The organism is Microbacterium sp. ZW3a, assembly GCF_057167165.1.
The window spans coordinates 191,080-212,284 of sequence record NZ_CM169903.1 but is presented as its reverse complement, the minus strand read 5'-3'; the positions used below and the strand labels follow the sequence as shown (position 1 = coordinate 212,284).

At 70.3% G+C, this 21,205-nt stretch carries 20 protein-coding genes; 10 read left to right on the top strand and 10 right to left on the bottom strand.

Annotation, left to right across the window (positions count from 1 at the left end; translation table 11 throughout):
• The first annotated feature begins 165 nt into the window (after positions 1-165).
• The 3 genes from ACU6WY_RS01010 (at position 166) to nhaA (ending at position 3,509) form a co-directional block, all read left to right on the top strand.
• The gene (locus tag ACU6WY_RS01010) at positions 166-1,503 is read left to right on the top strand and encodes a uracil-xanthine permease family protein (protein WP_483820631.1); all 1,338 of its coding nucleotides are present in this window, start codon (positions 166-168) and stop codon (positions 1,501-1,503) included.
• A 284-nt stretch (positions 1,504-1,787) separates the two neighbouring features.
• Complete coding sequence (locus tag ACU6WY_RS01005; protein ID WP_483820630.1) at positions 1,788-1,991, top strand: hypothetical protein; 204 nt, start codon at positions 1,788-1,790, stop codon at positions 1,989-1,991.
• A 174-nt stretch (positions 1,992-2,165) separates the two neighbouring features.
• The gene (gene nhaA, locus ACU6WY_RS01000) at positions 2,166-3,509 is read left to right on the top strand and encodes a Na+/H+ antiporter NhaA (RefSeq protein WP_483820629.1); all 1,344 of its coding nucleotides are present in this window, start codon (positions 2,166-2,168) and stop codon (positions 3,507-3,509) included.
• 13 nt (positions 3,510-3,522) lie between these two features.
• Here nhaA and ACU6WY_RS00995 read toward each other — a convergent pair whose 3' ends face one another.
• From ACU6WY_RS00995 to ACU6WY_RS00965, 7 genes are all read right to left on the bottom strand, one after another.
• Positions 3,523-4,110, bottom strand: coding sequence for a hypothetical protein (locus ACU6WY_RS00995; RefSeq protein WP_483820628.1), 588 nt, complete (start codon positions 4,108-4,110; stop codon positions 3,523-3,525).
• An 89-nt stretch (positions 4,111-4,199) separates the two neighbouring features.
• Positions 4,200-5,213 (bottom strand): LacI family DNA-binding transcriptional regulator, encoded by a 1,014-nt coding sequence (locus tag ACU6WY_RS00990; RefSeq protein ID WP_483820627.1) that lies wholly within the window; start codon positions 5,211-5,213, stop codon positions 4,200-4,202.
• 24 nt (positions 5,214-5,237) lie between these two features.
• Positions 5,238-6,692 carry a glycoside hydrolase family 1 protein gene (locus ACU6WY_RS00985; protein ID WP_483820626.1) on the bottom strand — a complete coding sequence of 485 codons (1,455 nt, stop codon included), beginning with the start codon at positions 6,690-6,692 and terminating at the stop codon, positions 5,238-5,240.
• Between the two features lie 29 nt (positions 6,693-6,721).
• Positions 6,722-7,627: a carbohydrate ABC transporter permease gene (locus ACU6WY_RS00980; protein WP_483820625.1), complete on the bottom strand. Its 906-nt coding sequence runs from the start codon at positions 7,625-7,627 to the stop codon at positions 6,722-6,724.
• Complete coding sequence (locus tag ACU6WY_RS00975; protein WP_483820624.1) at positions 7,624-8,676, bottom strand: carbohydrate ABC transporter permease; 1,053 nt, start codon at positions 8,674-8,676, stop codon at positions 7,624-7,626. Before ACU6WY_RS00975 ends, ACU6WY_RS00980 begins: the two co-directional genes overlap by 4 nt.
• A 111-nt stretch (positions 8,677-8,787) precedes the next feature.
• Entirely contained in the window at positions 8,788-10,065 is a 1,278-nt protein-coding gene (locus ACU6WY_RS00970; RefSeq protein WP_483820623.1) for an ABC transporter substrate-binding protein, read from the bottom strand.
• Between the two features lie 217 nt (positions 10,066-10,282).
• Entirely contained in the window at positions 10,283-11,185 is a 903-nt protein-coding gene (locus ACU6WY_RS00965; RefSeq protein WP_483820622.1) for a hypothetical protein, read from the bottom strand.
• A 270-nt stretch (positions 11,186-11,455) separates the two neighbouring features.
• On the opposite strand from ACU6WY_RS00965, the gene purS reads away from it, so the two are divergent.
• The 7 genes from purS (at position 11,456) to ACU6WY_RS00930 (ending at position 17,780) form a co-directional block, all read left to right on the top strand.
• Positions 11,456-11,704, top strand: coding sequence for a phosphoribosylformylglycinamidine synthase subunit PurS (purS, locus tag ACU6WY_RS00960; protein ID WP_483820621.1), 249 nt, complete (start codon positions 11,456-11,458; stop codon positions 11,702-11,704).
• Positions 11,701-12,408 carry a phosphoribosylformylglycinamidine synthase subunit PurQ gene (gene purQ / locus ACU6WY_RS00955; RefSeq protein WP_483820620.1) on the top strand — a complete coding sequence of 236 codons (708 nt, stop codon included), beginning with the start codon at positions 11,701-11,703 and terminating at the stop codon, positions 12,406-12,408. Before purS ends, purQ begins: the two co-directional genes overlap by 4 nt.
• Before the next feature lie 222 nt (positions 12,409-12,630).
• Positions 12,631-14,073 (top strand): response regulator transcription factor, encoded by a 1,443-nt coding sequence (locus ACU6WY_RS00950; protein WP_483820619.1) that lies wholly within the window; start codon positions 12,631-12,633, stop codon positions 14,071-14,073.
• A 30-nt stretch (positions 14,074-14,103) separates the two neighbouring features.
• Positions 14,104-14,832, top strand: a complete 729-nt coding sequence (locus ACU6WY_RS00945; protein ID WP_483820618.1) for a GntR family transcriptional regulator — start codon at positions 14,104-14,106, stop codon at positions 14,830-14,832.
• Between the two features lie 64 nt (positions 14,833-14,896).
• The gene (locus ACU6WY_RS00940) at positions 14,897-15,391 is read left to right on the top strand and encodes an ureidoglycolate lyase (RefSeq protein ID WP_483820617.1); all 495 of its coding nucleotides are present in this window, start codon (positions 14,897-14,899) and stop codon (positions 15,389-15,391) included.
• Complete coding sequence (locus tag ACU6WY_RS00935) at positions 15,388-16,854, top strand: FAD-dependent oxidoreductase (RefSeq protein WP_483820616.1); 1,467 nt, start codon at positions 15,388-15,390, stop codon at positions 16,852-16,854. The genes ACU6WY_RS00940 and ACU6WY_RS00935 overlap by 4 nt, the downstream gene beginning before the upstream one ends.
• Positions 16,851-17,780: a 2-hydroxyacid dehydrogenase gene (locus tag ACU6WY_RS00930; RefSeq protein WP_483820615.1), complete on the top strand. Its 930-nt coding sequence runs from the start codon at positions 16,851-16,853 to the stop codon at positions 17,778-17,780. Before ACU6WY_RS00935 ends, ACU6WY_RS00930 begins: the two co-directional genes overlap by 4 nt.
• A gap of 7 nt (positions 17,781-17,787) precedes the next feature.
• On the opposite strand, the gene ACU6WY_RS00925 is transcribed toward ACU6WY_RS00930, so the two are convergent.
• From ACU6WY_RS00925 to mmsB, 3 genes are all read right to left on the bottom strand, one after another.
• Positions 17,788-18,597 carry a lytic transglycosylase domain-containing protein gene (locus ACU6WY_RS00925; RefSeq protein ID WP_483820614.1) on the bottom strand — a complete coding sequence of 270 codons (810 nt, stop codon included), beginning with the start codon at positions 18,595-18,597 and terminating at the stop codon, positions 17,788-17,790.
• A 93-nt stretch (positions 18,598-18,690) separates the two neighbouring features.
• On the bottom strand, positions 18,691-19,902 hold the full coding sequence (locus tag ACU6WY_RS00920) for an ROK family protein (RefSeq protein ID WP_483820613.1): 1,212 nt from the start codon (positions 19,900-19,902) through the stop codon (positions 18,691-18,693).
• A gap of 78 nt (positions 19,903-19,980) precedes the next feature.
• On the bottom strand, positions 19,981-21,201 hold the full coding sequence (mmsB, locus tag ACU6WY_RS00915; protein WP_483820612.1) for a multiple monosaccharide ABC transporter permease: 1,221 nt from the start codon (positions 21,199-21,201) through the stop codon (positions 19,981-19,983).
• Positions 21,202-21,205 lie beyond the last annotated feature (4 nt).

Below are 21,205 nucleotides of genomic sequence, written 5' to 3'. Positions count from 1 at the left end.
CGCCTGACGCCGCGGGCGCGTGCTGGCTCTGCCCCCTGCCCCTGCCCCTGCCCCTGCCGAAGGCACACGATCCGGTCGAAACCACACGCTATGGGCCGCACGAACGTGTGACTTCGTGCCGAACGTGTGAGCTCGACGTCCATTCCACCCCGTACAAGGAGAGACATGTTCCGCTGGAAGCTGCACGGAAACGGGCGCACCGTGGCGCCGGGAGCGGTCGTCGCACCGGATGAGCGACTGAACTGGGGCGCGACGGTCGCGATCGGCCTGCAGCACGTCATCGCGATGTTCGGCGCGACCTTCCTCGTGCCCGTGCTCACGGGCTTCCCGGTGTCGACGACGCTGCTGTTCTCGGGCGTCGGGACGCTGCTGTTCCTCCTCGTCACGCGCAACCGCCTCCCCAGCTACCTCGGCTCGTCGTTCGCGTTCATCGCGCCCGTGACCGCGGCGACCGCGACCGCCGGGTTCGGTTCCGCCCTCGCGGGCATCGTGGCCGTCGGCATCCTGCTCATGGCCATCGGCTTCGTCGTGCAGTTCGTCGGGCTCGGGTGGGTCGACAGGCTCATGCCGCCGGTGGTCGCGGGCGCGATCGTGGCACTCATCGGCTTCAACCTCGCGCCGGTGGCGTGGTCGAACTTCCAGGTGCAGCCGCTGCCCGGCACGATCACGCTCGTCGCGGTGATCCTCTTCAGCGTGCTGTTCCGCGGGTTCCTGGGGCGCATCTCGATCTTTCTCGGCGTCATCGTCGGCTACGTCGCCACCGTGCTGATCCAGGCCGTCACGGGCGAGACGCTCATCGACTTCGCCGCCGTCGCGGCCGCGCCGTGGATCGGGTGGCCCGAGTTCCAGATCGCCGACTTCACCTCCCCGGCGACGTGGTCGGTCATCGCGATGTTCCTCCCCGTCGTGCTGGTGCTCGTGGCCGAGAACGTCGGTCACGTGCGGGGTGTGGCGGCGATGACGGATGCCACGGCCAACCGCTCCACCGGGCGAGCGCTCATCGCCGACGGTGCGGCGACGACGCTCGCGGGAACGTTCGGCGGATCCGGCACCACGACGTACGGCGAGAACATCGGCGTGATGGCGGCGACCCGCGTGTACTCGACGGCCGTCTACTGGATCGCCGGATGCACGGCGATCGTGCTGAGCCTCTCGCCCAAGATCGGTGCCGTGTTCAACACGATCCCCGCGGGCGTGCTCGGCGGCGTGACGACGGCGCTGTACGGCCTGATCGGCATCATCGGCATCAAGATCTGGGTCGACAACCGCGTCGACTTCTCGCGGCCCGTCAACCAGTACACCGGCGCGGTGGCGCTGGTGCTCGCGATCGCCGGGTTCACGATGCAGTGGGGCGACTTCCAGCTCGGGGCGATCGTGCTCGGTTCCGTCGCGGCGCTGGTGATCTACCACCTCGGCAATGCGATCGCCCGCGCGCGCAAGACCGGCGCCGACGACGGTGGTCCGATCCCTGCGGTGGGCCCGCTGGGCGGCGACCCGCGCTGACGCGCCGGGCTGCGGCATCCGGCGCGGGCACCGTCGGCGCGCGAGCGCACACGTTCGGGTCGAGCGCACACGTTTCGGACGACCCCAACGTGTGCGCTCGTCCGTTTCGTGCGCTCTCGCCGTCGCGGGCGCCTACGCCGACCCCGCACCGCGAAGCGGGCACCCGCTGCACACCCGGCGCCGGCCCGCAAGCGGGGTCGACGTGCCGCCCTGCCTCGGTAGCGTCGGCGATCCCGGCGACGGCGTCCTCGCGCCCCGCCACCGACGACGAGAAGGGCATGTTCATGGCATCCGAAACCGATCCCTCGCAGGCCGGGGCCGACGAGAACTCCTACGAAGGCGCCGACGTCGAGGTCTCACCGTCAGGCACCGACGGCGACGCCAAGCCCGGCGGCCTCGGCACCGACGGCACCATCCCCGATGCCCCCGGCGGAGTCGCCGCCGGCCACTCCGACACGGCCTCGAACTTCAACGCCGAAGAGGACTGACTCACCTCCAGCGCACACGTTCGGGTCGAGCGCACACGTCGCAGCCGTCCCGAACGTGTGCACTCGTCCCGAACGTGTGCACTCGCGGTTCGCCCAGCCGCGCCCCGGTAGACTGGCGGAGGCGTGTCGGGAAGTCTGGTCGACGATTGTGTCGATCGACCCCGAAAGGATGCCATGACCGACAATGACGCCCGCGCCCCCCGGTGGCCCGGATACGCCGAGGTCCACCGCGTCACGACCCTGCTGCGCCGCGAGGCCGTCGGCGGAATGCTGCTCGTGGGGGCCGCGATCATCGCCATCATCTGGGCGAACTCCCCCGCCGCCGACACCTACTTCGCGCTGCGCGACTTCCGCATGGGTTACGAGCCGTGGCACCTCGACCTCAGCCTCGGTGCGTGGGCGGCCGACGGCCTGCTCGCGATCTTCTTCTTCATGGTCGGCCTCGAGCTCAAGCGCGAGATCGTCGTCGGCAGCCTGCGGCGGTTCAGCACGGCCATCGTCCCCGTCACCGCCGCCTTCGCTGGCGTCGCCGTCCCGGCCCTCATCTACGTGGCCGTGGTCCACACCCAGCCGAGCCTGCTCGCGGGGTGGGCCATCCCGACCGCGACCGACATCGCCTTCGCGGTGGCGGTGCTCGCCCTCGTCGGCTCCCACCTCCCCGGCCCGCTGCGCATCTTCCTGCTGACCCTCGCGGTCGTCGACGACCTGATCGCCATCGCGATCATCGCCATCTTCTACACCAGCGACATCTCGCTCCTCCCCCTCGGGATCTTCGCGGTCCTCGTCGTGATCTACGGCGTCATTGCGCACCGCGCTCGCGCCTGGTTCTCCCGCGCCCCGTGGGCGGCCTGGGTCGTTCTGCTCCCGATCGGCTTCGCCGCCTGGGCGTTCCTGCACGCCTCCGGGGTGCACGCGACGATCGCCGGTGTCGTGCTGGCGTTCACCGTCCCGGTGGCTGCCTCCCGCCGTCGCCCCGAGACCAACGGCATGGACCTCGCGGAGGTGTTCGAGCACCGTTTCCGCCCCCTGTCGGCGGGCATCGCGGTTCCGATTTTCGCCTTCTTCGCCGCGGGCGTCTCGGTCGGCGGTGGCGAGGGCCTCGCGCGGGCGATCATGGACCCCGTGACCATCGGTGTCGTCGCCGGTCTCGTGCTCGGCAAGCCGCTCGGCATCCTGCTGGGCGTGCGTCTCCTCACGCTCGTGACGAAGGTGCGCCTCGACCCGGCGCTGAAGTGGATCGACCTCGCGGGCGTGGGTCTTCTCGCCGGCATCGGCTTCACCGTGTCACTGCTCATTGCCGACCTGAGCTTCCCCGAGGGGTCGCCGCACACCGACGACGCGAAGATCGCGATCATGGTCGCGTCGCTCCTGGCATCCCTGCTCGCGGCCAGCGTGCTGCTGGTGCGCAACCGTCGTTACAAGCAGATCGAGGCCGCCGAGAACGTGGATGCCGACGGCGACGACGTCCCCGACGTCTACCAGCAGCCGCTGCGCCGCAACCCGGCCGGCGACCGCTGAACGCGCGGCGCGATCAGCCGAAGATCTGCGCGGTGATGTCGGAGAGCCAGCCGCGGGCGTTGACGTTGACGGTCTCGAGGTAGACCCACACGTCGTCGCGGGCGACCACGACGTCTTCGTTGGTCACGGTGTCAGAGGGTCGGGTGCAGTACTGCACCCCGAAGTCCTGGGCGGCCTGGCACTGATACCCCTCGGATGCCAGGGACTCCAGGCCCTGCGCCACGTCGGCGTCGCTCGCGGTGCTGACGATCAGCAGCACCGCGGCGGCTTCTTCCTGGATCCAGTTGCACGACAGAACGGTTGTGGCGTCCGCGGGTGCGGGGCGGACGAAGCCGTCGGCGTGCTGGGCGGTGAGGGCCCCCACGGTCTCGTCACGGCTCGTGGCGGTGCCCAGATCGTCGCAGGATGCCGGGATGTTCGCGGCCGCACTCGCCGATGTGGCCGTGGCCGACGGACGGGGCGTCTCGCTCGGGGTGACGACGGTGACCGACGGGGTGGGGGTCGACGACGCCACCGGTGTCACCTCGTCGGGGACACAGCCGGCGAGACCGACGATCGCCATCAGAATCGCCCCGGCGACAACGCCTCTGCTCCGACGCATGATCGACCCTCTCCACACCGGCGGACCGGGTGGTCCGCGCGCTCGATAGCGCTCAGGCTAGCGCCCGGGAGCCGGAGCCGCCCCGTCGGTCACGCCGAGGCGCGCTCGATGATCTCCGTCGGAAGGATGGCGGTGTGCGCGGTCGCCCGCCCGGCGAGCACGTCGAGCAGCATGGTCGCCATCTGACGACCCTGGTCGTGCGAGGGCTGGCGCACCGTCGTGAGCGCGGGCACGAGCGAGGTCGCGACCGCGGAGTCGTCGAAGCCGATGATCGCGACGTCGCGCCCGGGCTGATGACCGTGCTCGCGCAGCGCGGTGTACGCGCCCCGCGCCATGAGGTCGCTCGCCACGAACAGCGCCTCGGGAAGATCTCCGGATGCCAGAATCCGCCGCATCGCCGCAGCGCCCCCGGCCTCGGTGAAGTCGCCGTCTTCCACGGCCACCGGCTCGAGCCCGGCGTCAGCCAGTGCCTCGCGGAACCCCTGCAGGCGGTCGATGCCGGCGGGCATGTCGGCGGGACCGGCGATGGTGGCGAGGCGCCGATGCCCCCGGTCGAGCAGGTAGGCCGTGGCATCCCGGCCACCCCGCACGTTGTCGACGTCGACGAAGTGGTCGGTGGGGCGGACCCGTGCGGGGCGTCCGCCGTAGACGACGGGCACCGCATCGCCGAGACGGTCGATGAACGTGTCGCTCGTGTGGTGGGACGCCACGATCGCCCCGTCGACGCTGCCGCTGCGGAGGTAACCGAGTGCCTTCGCGCTGGCGTCGTCGCTGGCGATGAGCATGTTCATGACGTAATCGGACTCACCGATCACATCGCTGATCCCGGCGACGATCGATCCGAAGAACGGGTCGCCGAAGAACCGGTCGGTGTCTTCGGGAATGACGAGGGCGATCGCCCGCGTCTGCCGGCTCGCGAGCGAGCGGGCGGCCCGGTTGGGGACGTACTGCAGCTCCTCGATCGCGCGCTGGACGGCCGCGAGCGCGGCGGGAGACACAGAGGTCGAGCCGTTGACCACCCGAGAAACCGTGGAGCGGGACACACCTGCTCGCGCGGCGACCTCCTCGATGGTCGCGGAACCGCGCACCGGCGTGAGTTCCATCGCTCTCCTCTCCCGAGCGACGGTTTACTGCGCGGGGGCCGCTGCCAGCGCTCGCTCGGCGATGATGCGAGCGTACTGCCGCCCCGAGTCCTTCACCGTCCGCTCCTGCGTCGCGTAATCCACGTAGACGATGCCGAAGCGCTTCTCGTAGCCCCAGGCCCACTCGAAGTTGTCCATCAGCGACCAGTAGAAGTAGCCGCGCACATCGATGCCCTTGTCGACCGCGTCGAGGATGGCGGCGAGGTGCGCCTCGACGAACTCCACCCGCTCGGTGTCGTGCACGCGCGTCTCTTCGCCCTCCACGACCGGGACGTCGTCGTAAGCGGCGCCGTTCTCGGTGACGTACAGCGCGACGCCGGCCTCGGCCGAGTACTCGTCGCTGACGCGCTCCAGCAGGCGGGTGAGCCCCTCGGGCTGCACCTCCCAGCCCATCGTCGTGCGGGGGAGGCTCCGGTCGTGCCAGAACAGGTTCTCGTGCGAGGGGAACGGCGACGAGATCGGTCGGGCGGTGGGGGCGTCGCCGCCCGGCGGGTTCACCAGGGGCGGGGTGCCGCCGACGAACTCGCCGTGGTAGTAGTTCACGCCGAGGGTGTCGATGGGGGTCGCGATCGTCTCGAGGTCGCCGGGCCGAACGGCCTCCTGCCAGCGCGAGACGGCCTCGGCGTCGACCGCGCGGAAGTCCTCGACGATGTCGGCCGGGTAGGAGCCGCGGAAGACGGGGTCGAGGAACCAACGGTTGAACTGGCCGTCGACGCGCCGCGCGGCGTCGCGGTCGGCGGAGTTCGCCGGGTCGACGGCATCCGCCACCGTCAGGTTGAGCGTGAGCCCCAGGTTGAGCGAGGCGTCGCGGGAGCGCAGCTCGCGCACCGTCTGCCCGTGGCCGAGCAGCAGGTGATGGGCGGCCAGCATGCCCTCGGCCTGCGAGGAGTGACCGGGCGCGTGCGCACCGGCGGTGTAGCTGAGGAACGACGAGCACCACGGCTCGTTCAGCGTCGTCCACACGTTCACGCGGTCGCCGAGGGCGTCGTGCATGTCGAGCGCGTACTCGGTGAAGAGGTCGCTCGTCTCCCGTACGGTCCACCCGCCGCGGTCCTGCAGAGCCTGCGGGAGATCCCAGTGGTACAGGGTCAGCCACGGGAGGATGCCGGCATCCAAGAGCTCGTCGACGAGACGCTTGTAGAAGTCGACGCCCTTCGCGTTGAGCGCACCGCCGTCGGGACGCACGCGCGACCACGAGGTCGAGAACCGGTAGGTCTGCAGGCCCAGGCGCTTCATCAGCTGCACGTCGTCGCCGTAGCGGTGGTAGTGGTCGCAGGCGACGTCGCCGGTGTCACCGTTGATGACGGCGTCGGGCACGCGGCTGAAGGTGTCCCAGATGGAGGCCGTGCGGCCGTCCTCGAACGCGGCGCCTTCGATCTGGAAGGCGGCCGTGGCCGCGCCGAACAGGAAGCCCTGGGGAAAGGCTCGGGTGGGGGACATGGATCGGGTTCCTTCCGTGGGCGCAAGCGTCATCCCTTGACCGCCCCTTGCATGATGCCACTGACCAGCTGCTTGCCGGCGAAGACGAACAGCAGCAGCAGCGGGATCGTCGACAGCAGCACGCCCGCGAGCACGATCGAGTAGTCGACGAAGTAGTTGGACTGCAGCAGCGACAGCGCGACCGGCAGCGTGGGGTTCTGACGGTCGAGCACGATGAACGGCCAGAAGAAGTTGTTCCAGGCGCTGACGAACGTGAAGAGGGCCAGCATCGCCGCGGCCGGTCGCGCAGCCGGGACGCCCACGGTGAGGAACGTGCGGAAGGAGCTGGCCCCGTCGACGCGCGCGGCCTCGATGAGCTCGTCGGGCACGGCCTGGCGCAGGTACTGCGTCATCCAGAACACCCCGAACGCGCTCGTGAGGGCGGGGATGATGATGGCCCCCAGCTGGCCGGTCCAGCCGAGCTCGCTGAACAGGATGTACAGCGGCACGACGCCCAGCTGCGTGGGCACGGCCATCGTCGCGACGACGAAGACCAGCAGCCACGGGCCGCCGCGGAACTTCAGCTTCGCGAACGCCCAGCCCGCGAGCGTGGAGAAGAACACGACGGATGCCGCGATCAATCCGGAGCTGATGATCGAGTTCACCAGCGCCGGCCAGAAGTTCACCGCGGGATCGCCCATGACGGCGGCGGCGTTGGCGAAGAAGTTGCCCCCGGGGATCCACGACCGGTTGGCGTCGCGGATCGTGGACGAGTCGCCCGATCCGATGAGGAGCGACCAGTAGAAGGGGAACAGGCTCGCCAGGAGCACCGCGCCGAGGGTGGCGTAGACGATCCAGCCGGGGCGCGAGCCGCGGACGGGCCGCGCGCGCCGGCGGGGCTTCGGGGGCAGATCCGGGTCGACGACCGACACAGGGATGGCGTTGACGGAACTCATCGGCCCGCCTCCTCTCGTGCGAGACGCGCCTTCGCGGCCCGCGCCTGGGCGCGCATCTCGCGCCGGGACCGCGCGTCGCGCCGCCCTTCGTCGCGGACGAGGGAGCGTGTGATGAACAGGTTGATCACGCCGATAGCCAGGATGATGAGGAACAGGATCCACGCGAGCGCCGCCGCACGGCCGAAGTTCCACTCCCCCCAGCCGACGTTGTAGAGCCAGAGCGTGACGGTGAGCCACTGGTTGTCGGCGCCGCCGGTGCCGTACTGGTCGTACATGCGCGGCTCGTCAAAGATCTGCAGCCCGCCGATGGTCGAGGTGATGATCACGAAGATCAGCGTCGGTTTGAGGCTCGGAAGGGTGATGGAGAAGAACTGCCGCACCTTGCCGGCGCCGTCGACGGTCGCGGCCTCGTAGTACTCGCGGGGCACGGCCTGCATCGCCGCCAGCAGGATGAGGGTGTTGTAGCCGGTCCACCGGAAGTTCACCATCGTGGCGATCGCGATGTGGCTGGCGAAGGCGTCGGAGTGCCACGGCACGGCGGGCAGGCCCAGGTTCTGCAGCGTGGTGTTCACCACGCCGTACTGGTCGCCGAACATGTTGCTGAAGATGAGGGCCACGGCCACCGGCGCCATGACGTAGGGCACCAGCACGCTCATGCGCCAGAAGGTCTTGGCGCGGATGTTCTGATCGAGCATCGCGGCGATGAAGATCGCGAGGATCAGCTGCGGGACGCTGGAGAGCAGGAAGATGCTGAAGGTGTTGCGCAGCGCGATCCAGAACTTGGGCTGGCTGAGCACCCACGCGTACTGGTCGAAGCCGATGAACTCGCCCGAGTTTCGCACGAGATCCCAGTCCATGAACGAGATCACGGCGGTGTACGCGATGGGGAAGAGACCCGTGATCGCGAACAGAATGAAGAACGGCGAGATGTAGAGGTAGGGCGAGAACTTCAGGTCCCACGCGCTGCGGCGTCGGCTGAAGCCCACGCGCCGGGGCTCGCGCGCCCCGGGCGTCGCGGACCGTGTGGGCCGCTCGAGTGTGCTGGTCACGTTCTGTCTCCTCAGGGTCCTCACGCGTGAGGGGTCAGAATCTGTCGCCTGCGACGAACGCAGGCGACAGTTCTTGACCCCTCACGCGCGAGGAAAAGGGGGGAAGGGGGGTTAAGACAGGGCCTCTACCTCGGTTGCCCACTGCTGCCACGAGGACGAGGCATCCTGGGTACCGTCTTCGACGCGCGTCAGCGCCTTCTGCATGGCGTCGTTGATCTGGAAGTAGAAGGCGCCCTTGTACGGCGACACCTTCACGGCCTGCGCGCGCTCGGAGAGGATCTCGCCGACGGGCGCGTCGTTGAAGTACGCGTTCGTGTTGCTGAGGAGGGCATCGGCCTCCAGCGCCTCGGTCTGGCTCGGGAACGTCCCCGCGTTCTCGAAGGCCTTGACCTGCGTCTCAGGGTCGGTCAGCCAGTCGGCCAGTTCCTGAGCGGCCTCGACGTTCGCGCCGTTGGCGGGGACGGTCAGGTACGACCCGCCCCAGTTACCCGCACCGCCGGGGAAGACGTTGGCGATGTCCCAGCCCGTGACCTCGGGGGCGTTGCCCTCGATGACGCCGAGCATCCACCCGGGGCAGAGCATGGTGGCGAAGGCGCCGTTGGAGAGGCCGGCGAACCAGTCGTCCGACCACTGTCCGAGGTGCGCCGACTGCGTCGCGCTGGCCGAGAGCACCTGGTCGTAGATCTTCTTGACCTCGGGGTTCTCGGTGGCGATGATCTCCCCGTTGTCGGGGTCTTCGTAGGCGGCTTCGACCTGGTTGATCGCGCCCTGGTAGGTGCCGCCGGCGGAGTCGAAGAAGGCCTTGCCGGTCGCGGCGACGTACTGGTCGCCGACCGAGAAGTAGGTCGACCAATCGCCCTCGAGGAGCGCAGCGACCTCGGCGCGATCGGTCGGGAGGCCCGCGGCCGCGAAGAGGTCGGAGCGGTAGCAGACGCCCTCGGGGCCGATGTCGGTGCCGTAGCCGACGAGGTTGCCCTCGGGGCTGGTGGCGGCGGTGACCTTGTAGTCGAGCCAGCGGCTCGTGAGGTCCTCGGGCACGGGCGCGAGAAGGTCGGCGTACTCCATGACCTCGGGCAGCCAGTCGACCTCGATCGCCTCGATGTCGGCGAGGCCGGTCTTGCCGAGCTTCTGGAAGTAGTTCTCGCGGGCCTCGTTGCTGGTCGCCGCCTTGTTGTGGACGATCGTCACGTTCGGGTGCGCATCCATGTACTCCTGGAGGAGCGCATCGGTGTAACCGAAGTCGTTGAACGTCGCGATGGTGAGGGTGATCTCGCCGTCGGTTCCGCCGGAGGCGGAGCCCCCGCCGCCGGAGCATCCGGCGAGGACGAGGGCGGAGGTGGAGGCGACGGCCGCGACGACGGCGGCACGGCGCAGGGCACGTGATTTCACTGGACACTCCTTCGTGGTGGGCAAAATCGGTGCGCTTCTGTGCGTGTCGCCCCCTCGACCTCTGAACCGTGGGAGCGCTCTCACCGATCGCGATCGACGTTATGGGATCGCTCCCACGCTGTCAAGAGAGCGCTCCCACGCGACGAGGAATGCCTGTCGCACGCCTTCCCGGAGGCGCCCCCGTCGCGGCGTCGCGCCGGGCGGTCTAGCGGGCGCGTCAGCGCCCGGGAAGTGTCGCGTAGCGCCGCACGTACTCGTCGAGAGCGAGGCTCGTGCGCCTCTTAATGACGAAGGCGTCGCCGCCCCAAAGCCCGATGCCCTGCAGGTTCGAAAACTCCGGTCCGGCAATCACGGCACCGCCGTCGGCGGCCAGCGCGACGAGCGCCACCTGGTCCATGGCCGATCCGTCCGGCACGAGGACGATCCGCTCCCTCAGGACTCCCGACGCCTCGACCACCGCGCGCGCGGCGCGGAAACCAGGCTCTCGGGGTCCGGGCTCGATACCGTTCTCGCGCTGATACGCCGCCACCTCCTCAACCTCTGCGGCGTCGATCTCGCGTTGTCGCGCCGTGAACGCCGTCACGATGTGGACGTTTCGACCGGTCTTGCGCGTGAGGGCGTGGGCGGCCAGCCAGATGACCTGCGGCGAGTTGTCCGTCATCCAGTCATGCTCGAACACCTCTGGTTGCGCGAGAACCGCGTCGTACGCCCGCTGCCCCTTTCCCAGAACCGCACCGATCGCGCTGAGCTGCCACGACGGGGCGACGCCGGCGCGCTCCAACGCGTCCGCGACGGCGACCGCCTTCTCCCCTGCCGTCTGCGCCCATCGCAGGATGACGTCCTCGGGGAAGGCTGCCAGTCGCTGAACCGCCGCATCGAGAGTCCGGGCCCACAGCCGGCCGCCGAGCGAATCGATCACCGGCCAGAACTCGGCATCCGACAGCCCGTCGAGGTACGTCGCGTCCGTCCGGACGGGCGGCGGCGGATCACGTAGCTCGTTGCCGTCGAACCATGCGACGGGATCGGCTTGAGCATGCGCGGGCAGGACGGCGTCCCAGATCGTGATCGCCTCATCGGACATGCCGCGGAACGCCCTCTCTCCGAGCACGGACCCCGGCACGTCCCCTCGCTGCGCGGTGACGTGTCACGACCCCCGCGTCGAAGATCACCGAGAAGTACTCCGTGCGGGTGCGAGCCGACGCAACGATGGACCGGATGACGTCGCCGCTCAGCGGCATCCGCAGAATTTCCACGCGGCCACCCTACGTTCGCCGTCACGAGGCGTCGAGCGGGCCGCGCGCGGCGACGCGTGAGCCCCGCCCTGAGACCGGCGTGAAGCCGCGCGCCCCGTAGAATGGCATCCACTGCCCTTCCGACACCTGGAGCTGGAATGCCCACCATCGTCGTCGACGTCATGCCCAAGGCCGAGCTTCTCGACCCGCAGGGAAAGGCGGTCGCCGGAGCCCTGTCGCGTCTGGGCGAAAGCCGGTTCTCCGACGTGCGCATCGGCAAGCGCTTCGAGCTCACCGTCGAGGGCGACGTCGACGAGGCCACCCTCGCCCGTGCCCGTGAGATCGCCGACGAGATGCTCTCGAACGCGGTCATCGAAGACGTGGTGAACATCGAGGTCGTGGAGTGACCGCTCGCATCGGGGTCATCACGTTCCCCGGTTCGCTCGACGACCGCGACGCCCAGCGCGCGATCCGTCTCGCCGGTGCCGAGCCGGTCGCCCTCTGGCACGGCGACCATGACCTGCAGGGCGTCGACGCCCTCGTGCTCCCCGGCGGCTTCAGCTACGGCGACTACCTGCGCGCCGGCGCGATCGCCGCGTTCGCGCCGATCATGTCCGAGGTCAAAGACGCCGCGGCGAAGGGCATGCCCGTGCTGGGCATCTGCAACGGCTTCCAGATGCTCGTCGAGGCGCACCTGCTGCCCGGCGGGCTCATCCGCAACGCTCACCAGCAGTTCATCCGCCGCGACCAGCGGCTCCGCGTCGAGAACGCCGCGACCGCGTGGACCAGCGACTTCACTGAGGGCGACGAGATCGTCATCCCGCTCAAGAACGCCGACGGCGGGTACATCGCGGATGCCGAGACCCTGGCGCGCGTGAACGGTGAGGGCCTCGTGACCTTCCGCTACCTCGGGGTGAATCCCAACGGCTCGCTCGACGACATCGCCGGGCTCACCAACGAGCGCGGCAACGTGGTCGGCCTCATGCCACACCCCGAGCACGCCGTCGAACCCGGCTTCGGCCCGGGCACTCCCGCCGCAATGCGCTCGGGTGTCGACGGGCTCGGCTTCTTCACCTCGGCGATCTCGGCCGTCGTGGCCGCGACCGCCTGATCCGAGCCCTCCGCTCACCGCGCGATCTGCGCGGAATGCCAAGACGAATTCGCGCCATTTGGCGTATCCTCGCAACTGGAACCGCTTCCCGGGGCAGGCGGCTCCAGCGGCCGTTCGCGAACCCGAAGCGCGCTCGACCGCCCGTCCAGGGTGTCTGGCATTTACGACGCGACCGCGTGTGCGCAACACGGCACGGGGCAGCGCTCGTCTGGCGGAGGTCACATGAGCGATTCCGATCGACCGAGCGAATCCGGCGCGGTCCTCCGCGCCGCAGCTGCACACACATTCTTGCGACTGGAGCCCGGACACGGGCAGCCGCTCGCGCGGCACCTGTCGCTCCTGGCCGAGCCAGACCCCGGTGCACCACCGCTGGTGTGGACCGACACCCGCGCGTCGCTCCTCTCGGCGATGCTGGTCGCGCGGGCGCGGCACGACGCACTGGGGGACGGCATCGAGCTGATCTCGCGGTACTTCGCCACCGGGCGGCTGGTGCGCCCCTCGGCCCTCTCGGGCCCGGCGAGGTCGAGTCTCTTCGCCGCTGTCGCCGAGTACTGCGCGGCCGTCGGTTGGCCGCAGATCGGCGCTCACTACGCCTTCGAATCCCTGCTGTTCGCAGAGACGCCCGCGCAGCGGTTCCGGGCGCTGAGCGTCCAGGCGCTGAGCCTCGGCCTCAATGCGGAATACCCCGCCGCGGCCGCAGCCATCGCCGAAGCGCGTCGGATCTTCGACGACCAGGGATGGAAGCGCGTCGACATGTCGCACTGTCTCCTCCTGGGCGACGGTCTCGTCGCCGTAAGTCACGCCGACACGGCCCAGATGCGAGCGATTGCCGACGAGCTCGACGCGACGCAGCCCGACGACCCGTACTGGAACTACAGCGCGAGCATGATCCGGGTCACGACCTACTTCATCGACCGCGACACCACCGAGGGCCTCGCGAAGACCTGGCAACTCATGCACAGCTCGGGCCGGGCGCGCAGCTTCCGTATCGTGCGGGAGCTGCTCCTGGGGCTCCACGCCGACATGCTCACCTCGCAGGGTCAGTACGACGAGGCTCTGGCCGTGCTCTCCCAGGCCGTCACCCACCCGGGCCACGCCGTGTGTTTCCCCATGCAGCGAGCCGCGACCCTTCTGCAGATGGGCCGCGAGCGCGAGGTCATCGAGACGACCAACGCCTGCGTCGCCCTCTACGACGAACACTGCCTGCGCACCCTCACGCCGCTCTTGACCCGCCGCGCCGTGGCGTTCCTCCGGCTGGGTAGCCAGAAGCGCGCGGTTCAGAGCATGGAATCGGCCATCCTGCTCATCCAGCGCACGGGCGGGTCGGTCACGCCGTTCCTCATGATCCCGCTCACTGACACCGATCGACTGCTCGATCTGGTCGCGGCACACAACCCCGACCTCGTCCCGACGATCACGGCGATGCGCCAGATGCTCCCCGGGATCGCCGCGCGCGCCACCGGGTCCACCGCCCTCACAGCCCTCACGAGCACCGAGCGCGAACTCGCCCACCTGCTGACGTCTCACCTGGGTTTGGCCGAAATCGCTCGGACGCGCAGTGTTTCCTTGAACACGGTCAAATCGCAGGTGCGCTCGATCTACGGCAAGCTGGGGGTGTCGAGCCGGGAGGAAGCGGTCGAGGTGCTGCAGCACCCGACGGAGTAACCCGGCGGCGACCGACGCGAACGGGGGCCCATGAGCGCGAACGATCAGGATGCCGTCATCGACCGGATCCTGGCCCTGTGGAGCGGCGACCTGGAGACGCTGCCCTCGGAGCCGCGGCTGGCGGAATTGACCGGGGCCAGCCGAGCCTCCGTCCGCGAAGCGCTCGTCCGACTCGAGGAGCGGGGTTACGTGCACCGCACGCAGGGCACCCGCACCACACCGAATCGGCGCCTGCCCGACGTGGGTCGCCGGATCGACGAGCAGTTCGATCATTCGCTCTCGATCCGCTCCGCCGGGTACGAGCCGCGCCTCGAGCTGGCGGAATCCGATGTCCGCGTCCTGCGCGGGGGCGATCCGGAGCGGTTCGACGACCTGCCCGACGGCACCCGCGTGCTGCGCACGGTCAAGATGTGGCGGGTCGACGGCGCGCCGTACGCCCTCGCCGAGGATCTGATCCCCCTCGCCCGCGACGTCGACCTCGACCCGCGGCGGCCGGTGTTCGAGCTGGCCGAGGAAGCCAATGGCATCCGGGTGGCGTGGGAGACCCTGTGGGTCGATGCGGTGGGACTGGATGCCGAGCGTGCGGCGCTGCTGTCGACCGCTGCCGGGACCCCGGTGGTCGAAATGACGTACTGCGGTTACGGCACCGGCGACGACGTCGGGTACTGGTCGCGCGAGGTGCAGGTGTCGGCCCCGACGGGTCTGCGCAACGCCCTCATCCGCCGGGTCCGGCACGAGCGAGGCGTTTCGAACCTGTAACCGCGGAGTGAACATGTCAGACAAGTGATTCCCTGCCGTGCCAGGCGCGCGTAGGTTCTCGGACATGACCGACTCCCTCGCCACGCATCACCTGACCGCCGAGACCGTCACCGCCGAGGGCTTCGCCCCGTTCGGCGTGGTCCTCACCCCGCTGGCCGACGGCACCCCGTTCACGTCGGAAGAGGCCGTGCTCGACGTGTCGGGCGGCATCCCGCGCTTCTACCTGATGGCGCTCGACGACAAGCATCCCGAGTTCACCCGGGTCACCCAGCACCTCGACACGACGCAGACGCTCATGGCCGTCGGCGACGTCGAGTGGACGATCGCGGTGGCCCCGCCGACCGTCTCGGCGCCGACTCTCGACGACCTGCGGGCATTCCGCATTCCGCCCCGCACCGCGATCACGATGCTCAAGGGCACCTGGCACGCCGGCCCCTTCTTCGCCGAACCGCACATGGACTTCGTCAACCTGGAGCTCGACGACACCAACGTCGTCGACCACCACAATTTCCGCCTCGACGAGGCGCACGGCGTTCGTGTCGTGATCGACGCACCATGAGCGGGCCCACGCCGCTTCCCGACGCCGGCACCCGCCTTGCCGCGCTCGAGCGCGCGGCGGCGCACCAGGAAGAACTGAGCGCGGGCGACGGCCGGCCCTGGGTCGGCGAGCGTGACGGCGAGCACCCGGTCGTGATCGTCGGCGCCGGCCAGGCCGGTCTCGTGCTGGCTCGGGGTCTGCGCCGTCGCGGGATCGACGACGTCGTCGTCCTCGACGCCGCACCCGCCGACGCGACGGGGCCGTGGACGACCTACGCGCGCATGCACACGCTGCGGACGCCGAAAGACATCGCGTGGCCGACGTGGGGCGTACCGGCCGCGAGTCCTCGGGCGTGGTTCGAAGCCGTGTACGGCGAGGCCGCGTGGCATGGGATCGAGTACTTCCCGACCGTCGCGTGGCAGGGGTTCCTCCGGTGGTACCGCGAGGTCGCCGGCATCGCGGTGATCGGGTCGACCACCGTGTCCGCGATCACTCCGACGAGCCCCGACGGCCCGCTCCGGGTGGCGCTGAACGGGCCGGACGGGAGCTGGATCCTTCCGGCTCGGCACGTCGTGCTCGCCACCGGCATCGAGGGGGCGGGCGGCCGGCACATCCCCGCCCTGTTGGACGGGCTCCCCCGCGACCGCGTCCACCACACCCACGACCCCCTCGACTTCGGCGTGCTCGCCGGCGCGCGCGTCGGGATCCTCGGGGCGGGCACGGGCGCCTTCGACAACGCCGCGACCGCGCTGGAGCACGGCGCGGCCGCGGTCGACGTGCACATGCGCCGGCCCGCCATGCCGCAGGTGAGCCCGTACCGGTGGATGGAGTTCGCGGGGCTCATCGAGAACTACGGCTCCTTCACCGACGCCCAGAAGTGGGCGTTCAACGTCCACCTCTCGGCCGTGGATCAGCCCGCGACCCAGAACGCGATCTGGCGCGCGCACGCCTTCGACGGCTTCCGGTTCCTCACCTCCTCGCCGTGGCAGCACGTGGAGTGGGACGGCACCGAGATCGTCGTGACGACGCCGCATGGCATCCATCGATACGACGTCGTCCTCGCCGCGACGGGGATCGTCGCCGACCTCGCGCGGCGTCCGGAGCTGGCCGCCTTCGCCGCGGATGCCACGGTGTGGAGCGACCGTCTGACCCCGGAGCAGGTGGCGCAGAACCCCGGGCTCGCGGCCTTCCCGTACCTCGACGACGATTTCGGGCTCGTCAGCCGTACCGCGCCCGACGCGTCGGCGATGTCGCGCGTCCACCTGTTCAACCACGGCGCGCGGCTGAGCCAGGGAATGCTGAGCCATCAGATCCCCGGCCTCGTGGGGGGCGCGACCCAGCTCGCCGCCGCCCTGTCGCGGCGGCTGTTCGCGCGCGACGCGGAGACGCTGCTCGCGGAGTACCTCGCCTACGACGTGCCGGTCGGGGTGCACGTCGGGCGACGGCCCGAGCCGGAGGGCACGGAGGTAGCGTGGGTCGCGTGACTTTCGAGACCCCCCTGGTCGTGTCCGTTCCGACCGCGGAGCTGCGCGACGATCTGCTCCCCCTCCCCGACGGCGTCGACGTGCTGGTGTGGGACATGAAAGAGCCCGCCCCGCGCCCGCACATCGACATCGTCGTGCCCCCGTACCTGTCGATGGACCGCGTGATCGCCCGGCTGTCGGAGGTCACCACCCGCCTCGTGCAGAGCCAGTCGATCGGCTACGACAACGTCGACGGCCGCCTGCCCGACGGCATCGTCTTCGCGAACGCCTCGAGCGTGCACGAAACCGCGACCTCAGAGCTCGCTGTCGCCCTCGCCCTCGCCGCCCAGCGCGCGCTGCCCACCTTCGTACGCGCGCAGGACCGCCGTGAGTGGAAGGGGCAGTGGATGCCGGGACTCGCCGACGCGCGCGTGACCCTGCTCGGTTTCGGGGGCGTGGGCCGCGCGATCGCGGCGCGGCTGAAGCCCTTCGAGGTCGAGCTGCGCGCGGTCGCCTCGCACGGCCGCCTGCAGGATGACGTCGAGGTGCTCCCGCTCGGCGATCTGCCCGAGGTGCTCGCCCGGACCGACGTGCTGATCGCGTCGCTCCCCGGCGGCGACGCGACGCGTCACCTGCTCGATGACGAGATGCTCTCCGCCCTCCCCGACGGCGCGCTGGTCGTGAACGTCGGCCGGGGCCCGCTCATCGACACCGACGCCCTCGTCGACCACGTGCGGCGCGGGCGTCTGCGGGCAGCGCTCGACGTGACCGACCCCGAACCACTCCCGACCGAGCACCCGCTCTGGACCCTGGAGGGCGTGCTCATCGCCCCGCACGTCGGCGGCTCGACCGGCGCCATGCGCCCGCGCATCGCTCGCCTCGTGCGGCGCCAGATCGATCGGATGCGCGCGGGCGAAGAACCGCTGAACGTCGTGATCGGCGGCTGAGCGCCGCTCAGCCCGCGGCGCGAGCGGCGTACGCGTTCGCGGCGGCGGCGACGTCGTCGACGTAGCTGTCGAGGTGGTTGTAGGAGAAGATCGCGCGGCGCCACCCGGGAGCGCTCGTCATTTCGCCCGCGGCGCACAGGTACCGCGCGGCCGCGAGGGCGGCGTCGTCGATCTGGTTCGGGTCGGCGGCTCCGTCGCCGTTGCCGTCGGCGCCCCAGCGCTCCCACGTCGCGGGGATGAACTGCAGGGGGCCCACGGCGCGATCCCACGTGGCATCCCCGTCCCAGACTCCCCCGTCGGTGTCGGAGATCTGCGCGCTCGCGCTGCCGTCGAGCGGAATGCCGCGGATCGCGGGGCGGGGGTAGCCGGCGTCGTCCAGGCTCCCGCCGGAATGGGTGCCGTGCGCGGACTCGATCGCGCCGATCCCGGCGAGCGTGTTCCACCCGATCCCGCACGCGGGCTGTTCGGCCTGGATCGTCAGCGCCGCCGAGGCGTACGCGCGCAGGGCACGCTCGGGGATGCCGGCGACCGCGGCGGTCCGCGCCGTCCAGACGGGGTCGGCGGCGATGACGGGCGGGCGCGGTGCCGCGGGCAGCGCCGCCGCAGCTTCCCCTCCGACTCCCACGGGAGCCTCCGCCCCAGCCTCCACGCCGGCCACCGCCGGCGCCCCGACGGAGGTGCGCTCGCTCAGCGGCCGTTCGCGACTGCTCGCCTGCGACGAGGCGTACAGCACGAGGGCGATGGCGACGAGCGCCACCGCCACGACCGCGGCGAGAATCGAGGGCCACGGGGTCGCGCGGCCGGCGTCGTCATTCACGCGGACCCCCCGAGCACCGGCCGGGTGCCGGTATCGCCGGAACAGTAGCCGCGCAGATCGACCGGACGGTGAACGCCGACCGACGATCGGGGGTCAGGCGCGGAAGCCGGCGGGGTTGGACAGCAGATCGGCGAAGGCGAGCTCGGCGGGGCCGATGAGCATGAGGCGCGAGCGCAGGTGCGCACGCTCGAGACGGATCGTGCGGCCCTCCGCGCCGAGCGGATGCACGCGCACCGCCTCGGCGAGGCGCTCGCGGCTCACCGACAGCAGCGCCCCGAGGTAGCCCGAGAGCACGACCGTCTCGGGGCTGAAGGCGTTGACGAAGTTCGTCAGCGCGAGTGAGAGCACCTCGACCTGACGGGTCACCTCGGCCATCACCCGGGGGTCGCGGGCGACGCCGAGTTCGACGTCGAGCTCGTCCTCGTCGAGCTTGCGACGCCCGAGCAGCGGCTCCAGGAGGTCGAGCCGCACCTCGGCCTCGAGGCATCCCCGCCGCCCGCACACGCACGTGCGTCCGCGCGGGTCGACGACCGTGTGGCCGAGCTCGCCCGCGTAGCCCGAGGTTCCGCGCAGCAGCGTGCCGTCGATGATGAGACCGCCGCCGATGCTGTGCATCGCCCCGCCGAGGTACAGCAGGTTCGACACGCCCATCCCCACCCCGAAGCGGGATTCGGCCAGGGCACCGATGCTCGCGTCGTTGCCGGCCGACACGGCGAGACCGAGCTCGTCGCTGAGGCGGGCCGCGACCGGGTCGCGCTTCCACCCGAGTGTGGGGGAGACGAGCACGGAGCCGTTCGCATTGACCAGTCCCGGCACCGCCAGCCCCGCGCCGACCACCCGGTAGTGCCGGTCGATGTCGGCGCGCATCGCCTCGACCGACGAGGCGACGATCTGCACGAACCGCCGCGGCGAGGGGGCCTGCGCGGTGTCGTGGCGCAGCCGCGCGTGGACCACGCCGCCGAGTCCGACCAGGGCGACGGTGACCGCGTGGGGCTCCGCCCGCACGCTCAGGGCGGCGACGTGATCCTCGGGCTCGATGTCGAGCGTGGGGCGCCCGACCTTGCCGGTGCGTTCCCCGGCGGCGACCTCGCGGACGAGGCCCAGCTCGGTGAGCTCCATGACCAGCCCCGTCACCGTGGAACGGTTCAGACCGATCGAGGCGCCCAGCTGTGCCCGTGAGAGCGCTCCCCGCAGATGCAGCAACGACAGCACTGACGCGAGGTTCTGCTGCCGGATGAGGTCGTTCGTCGTACGACCCGACGGAGGAGCGAGCGGCGTCGCAGGCTCGAACACGGCAGGGGTCATGAGGAGGGCACCTCCCCCATCATCCCATCGCGGAGACGGGGATGGGGAGCCGGCCCCGCGGCCGAGCTCCCCACCCGATCAGACACCGCCGTTGCGTCGCTTGTTGAAGATGTCGAAGGCGACCGCCAGCAGCAGCACGATGCCCTTGATCGCCATCTGCCACGCGGCGTCGACGCTGAGGATGGACAGACCCATGTTGAGCACGCCCATCACGAGGCCACCGACGACCGCCCCCACGACCGTGCCGATGCCGCCCTGCACGGCGGCGCCGCCGATGAACACCGCGGCGATGGCATCCAGTTCGTAGTTCTGACCGGCGGATGCCACGGCGCTGCCGGCGCGTGCGGTGCTGACCACGGCTGCCAGGCCCGCGAGCACGCCCATGTTGACGAAGATGAAGAACGTCACCCACTTCGTCTTCACACCGCTCATCACGGCGGCGAACAGGTTGCCGCCCATCGCGTAGACGTGGCGACCGAACGTCGTGCGGTTGAGCACGAACGTGTAGGCGAGCACGAGCGCCGCGAGGATGATGAGCACGATCGGGGTGCCGTTGTAGGTGGCGAGGGTGAAGGAGACCGCCATGATCGCCACGACCGCGACGGCGTTCTTCACCCAGAACGACCACGCCACCTCGCGCGGCAGCTCCAGACGACGCAGCGTCGCCCGCGTGCGCAGCTGCTGGGCGATCAGGGCGACGGAGGCGAGCGCGCCGAGCACGAGGGTCAGGCTGTCCCAGTTGCCGAGGTAGCCGAGCACGGGCGGGAGCCAGCCGGCGCCGATCGCGGTGAAGCCGTCGGGCAGGCCGCTGATCGTGCCGCCCGTGAGCAGCACGAGCGTGAGGCCGCGGAACAGCAGCATGCCCGCGAGGGTCACGATGAACGCGGGGATCCCGACGAAGGCGACCCAGAATCCCTGCCAGGCGCCGATCACCGCGCCCACGAGGAGCGAGACGAGCACGGCGATGTACCACGGGAGTCCCCATTGGTTCATCGCGATCGCCGCGATGGCCCCGACCATGGCCACCACCGAGCCGACCGACAGGTCGATGTGCCCGGCGATGATCACCATGACCATGCCGATCGCGAGGATCAGCACGTAGGCGTTCTGCTGGATGAGGTTGTTGACGTTTCCGGGGAGCAGCAACCGGCCGCCGGTGAGCACCTGGAAGAACACGATGATGATCACCAGGGCGGCGAGGATACCGAACTGCCGGAAGTTGATCCGCGCGAGCAGGCCGCGGCGCCGGGGTCCGGGCTGCGTCGGAGCCTCGACGGTCTGAGTGGATGCGGTGGCCATTGCA

What these genes read in the sequence shown, in the direction of transcription:
- ACU6WY_RS01010 (WP_483820631.1), top strand. Translation starts at nt 166, where the DNA reads ATGTTCCGCTGGAAGCTGCACGGAAACGGGCGCACCGTGGCGCCGGGA.
- ACU6WY_RS01005 (WP_483820630.1), top strand. Translation starts at nt 1,788, where the DNA reads ATGGCATCCGAAACCGATCCCTCGCAGGCCGGGGCCGACGAGAACTCC.
- nhaA (WP_483820629.1), top strand. Translation starts at nt 2,166, where the DNA reads ATGACCGACAATGACGCCCGCGCCCCCCGGTGGCCCGGATACGCCGAG.
- ACU6WY_RS00995 (WP_483820628.1), bottom strand. Translation starts at nt 4,110, where the DNA reads ATGCGTCGGAGCAGAGGCGTTGTCGCCGGGGCGATTCTGATGGCGATC.
- ACU6WY_RS00990 (WP_483820627.1), bottom strand. Translation starts at nt 5,213, where the DNA reads ATGGAACTCACGCCGGTGCGCGGTTCCGCGACCATCGAGGAGGTCGCC.
- ACU6WY_RS00985 (WP_483820626.1), bottom strand. Translation starts at nt 6,692, where the DNA reads ATGTCCCCCACCCGAGCCTTTCCCCAGGGCTTCCTGTTCGGCGCGGCC.
- ACU6WY_RS00980 (WP_483820625.1), bottom strand. Translation starts at nt 7,627, where the DNA reads ATGAGTTCCGTCAACGCCATCCCTGTGTCGGTCGTCGACCCGGATCTG.
- purS (WP_483820621.1), top strand. Translation starts at nt 11,456, where the DNA reads ATGCCCACCATCGTCGTCGACGTCATGCCCAAGGCCGAGCTTCTCGAC.
- ACU6WY_RS00950 (WP_483820619.1), top strand. Translation starts at nt 12,631, where the DNA reads ATGAGCGATTCCGATCGACCGAGCGAATCCGGCGCGGTCCTCCGCGCC.
- ACU6WY_RS00945 (WP_483820618.1), top strand. Translation starts at nt 14,104, where the DNA reads ATGAGCGCGAACGATCAGGATGCCGTCATCGACCGGATCCTGGCCCTG.
- ACU6WY_RS00940 (WP_483820617.1), top strand. Translation starts at nt 14,897, where the DNA reads ATGACCGACTCCCTCGCCACGCATCACCTGACCGCCGAGACCGTCACC.
- ACU6WY_RS00935 (WP_483820616.1), top strand. Translation starts at nt 15,388, where the DNA reads ATGAGCGGGCCCACGCCGCTTCCCGACGCCGGCACCCGCCTTGCCGCG.
- ACU6WY_RS00920 (WP_483820613.1), bottom strand. Translation starts at nt 19,902, where the DNA reads ATGACCCCTGCCGTGTTCGAGCCTGCGACGCCGCTCGCTCCTCCGTCG.
- mmsB (WP_483820612.1), bottom strand. Translation starts at nt 21,201, where the DNA reads ATGGCCACCGCATCCACTCAGACCGTCGAGGCTCCGACGCAGCCCGGA.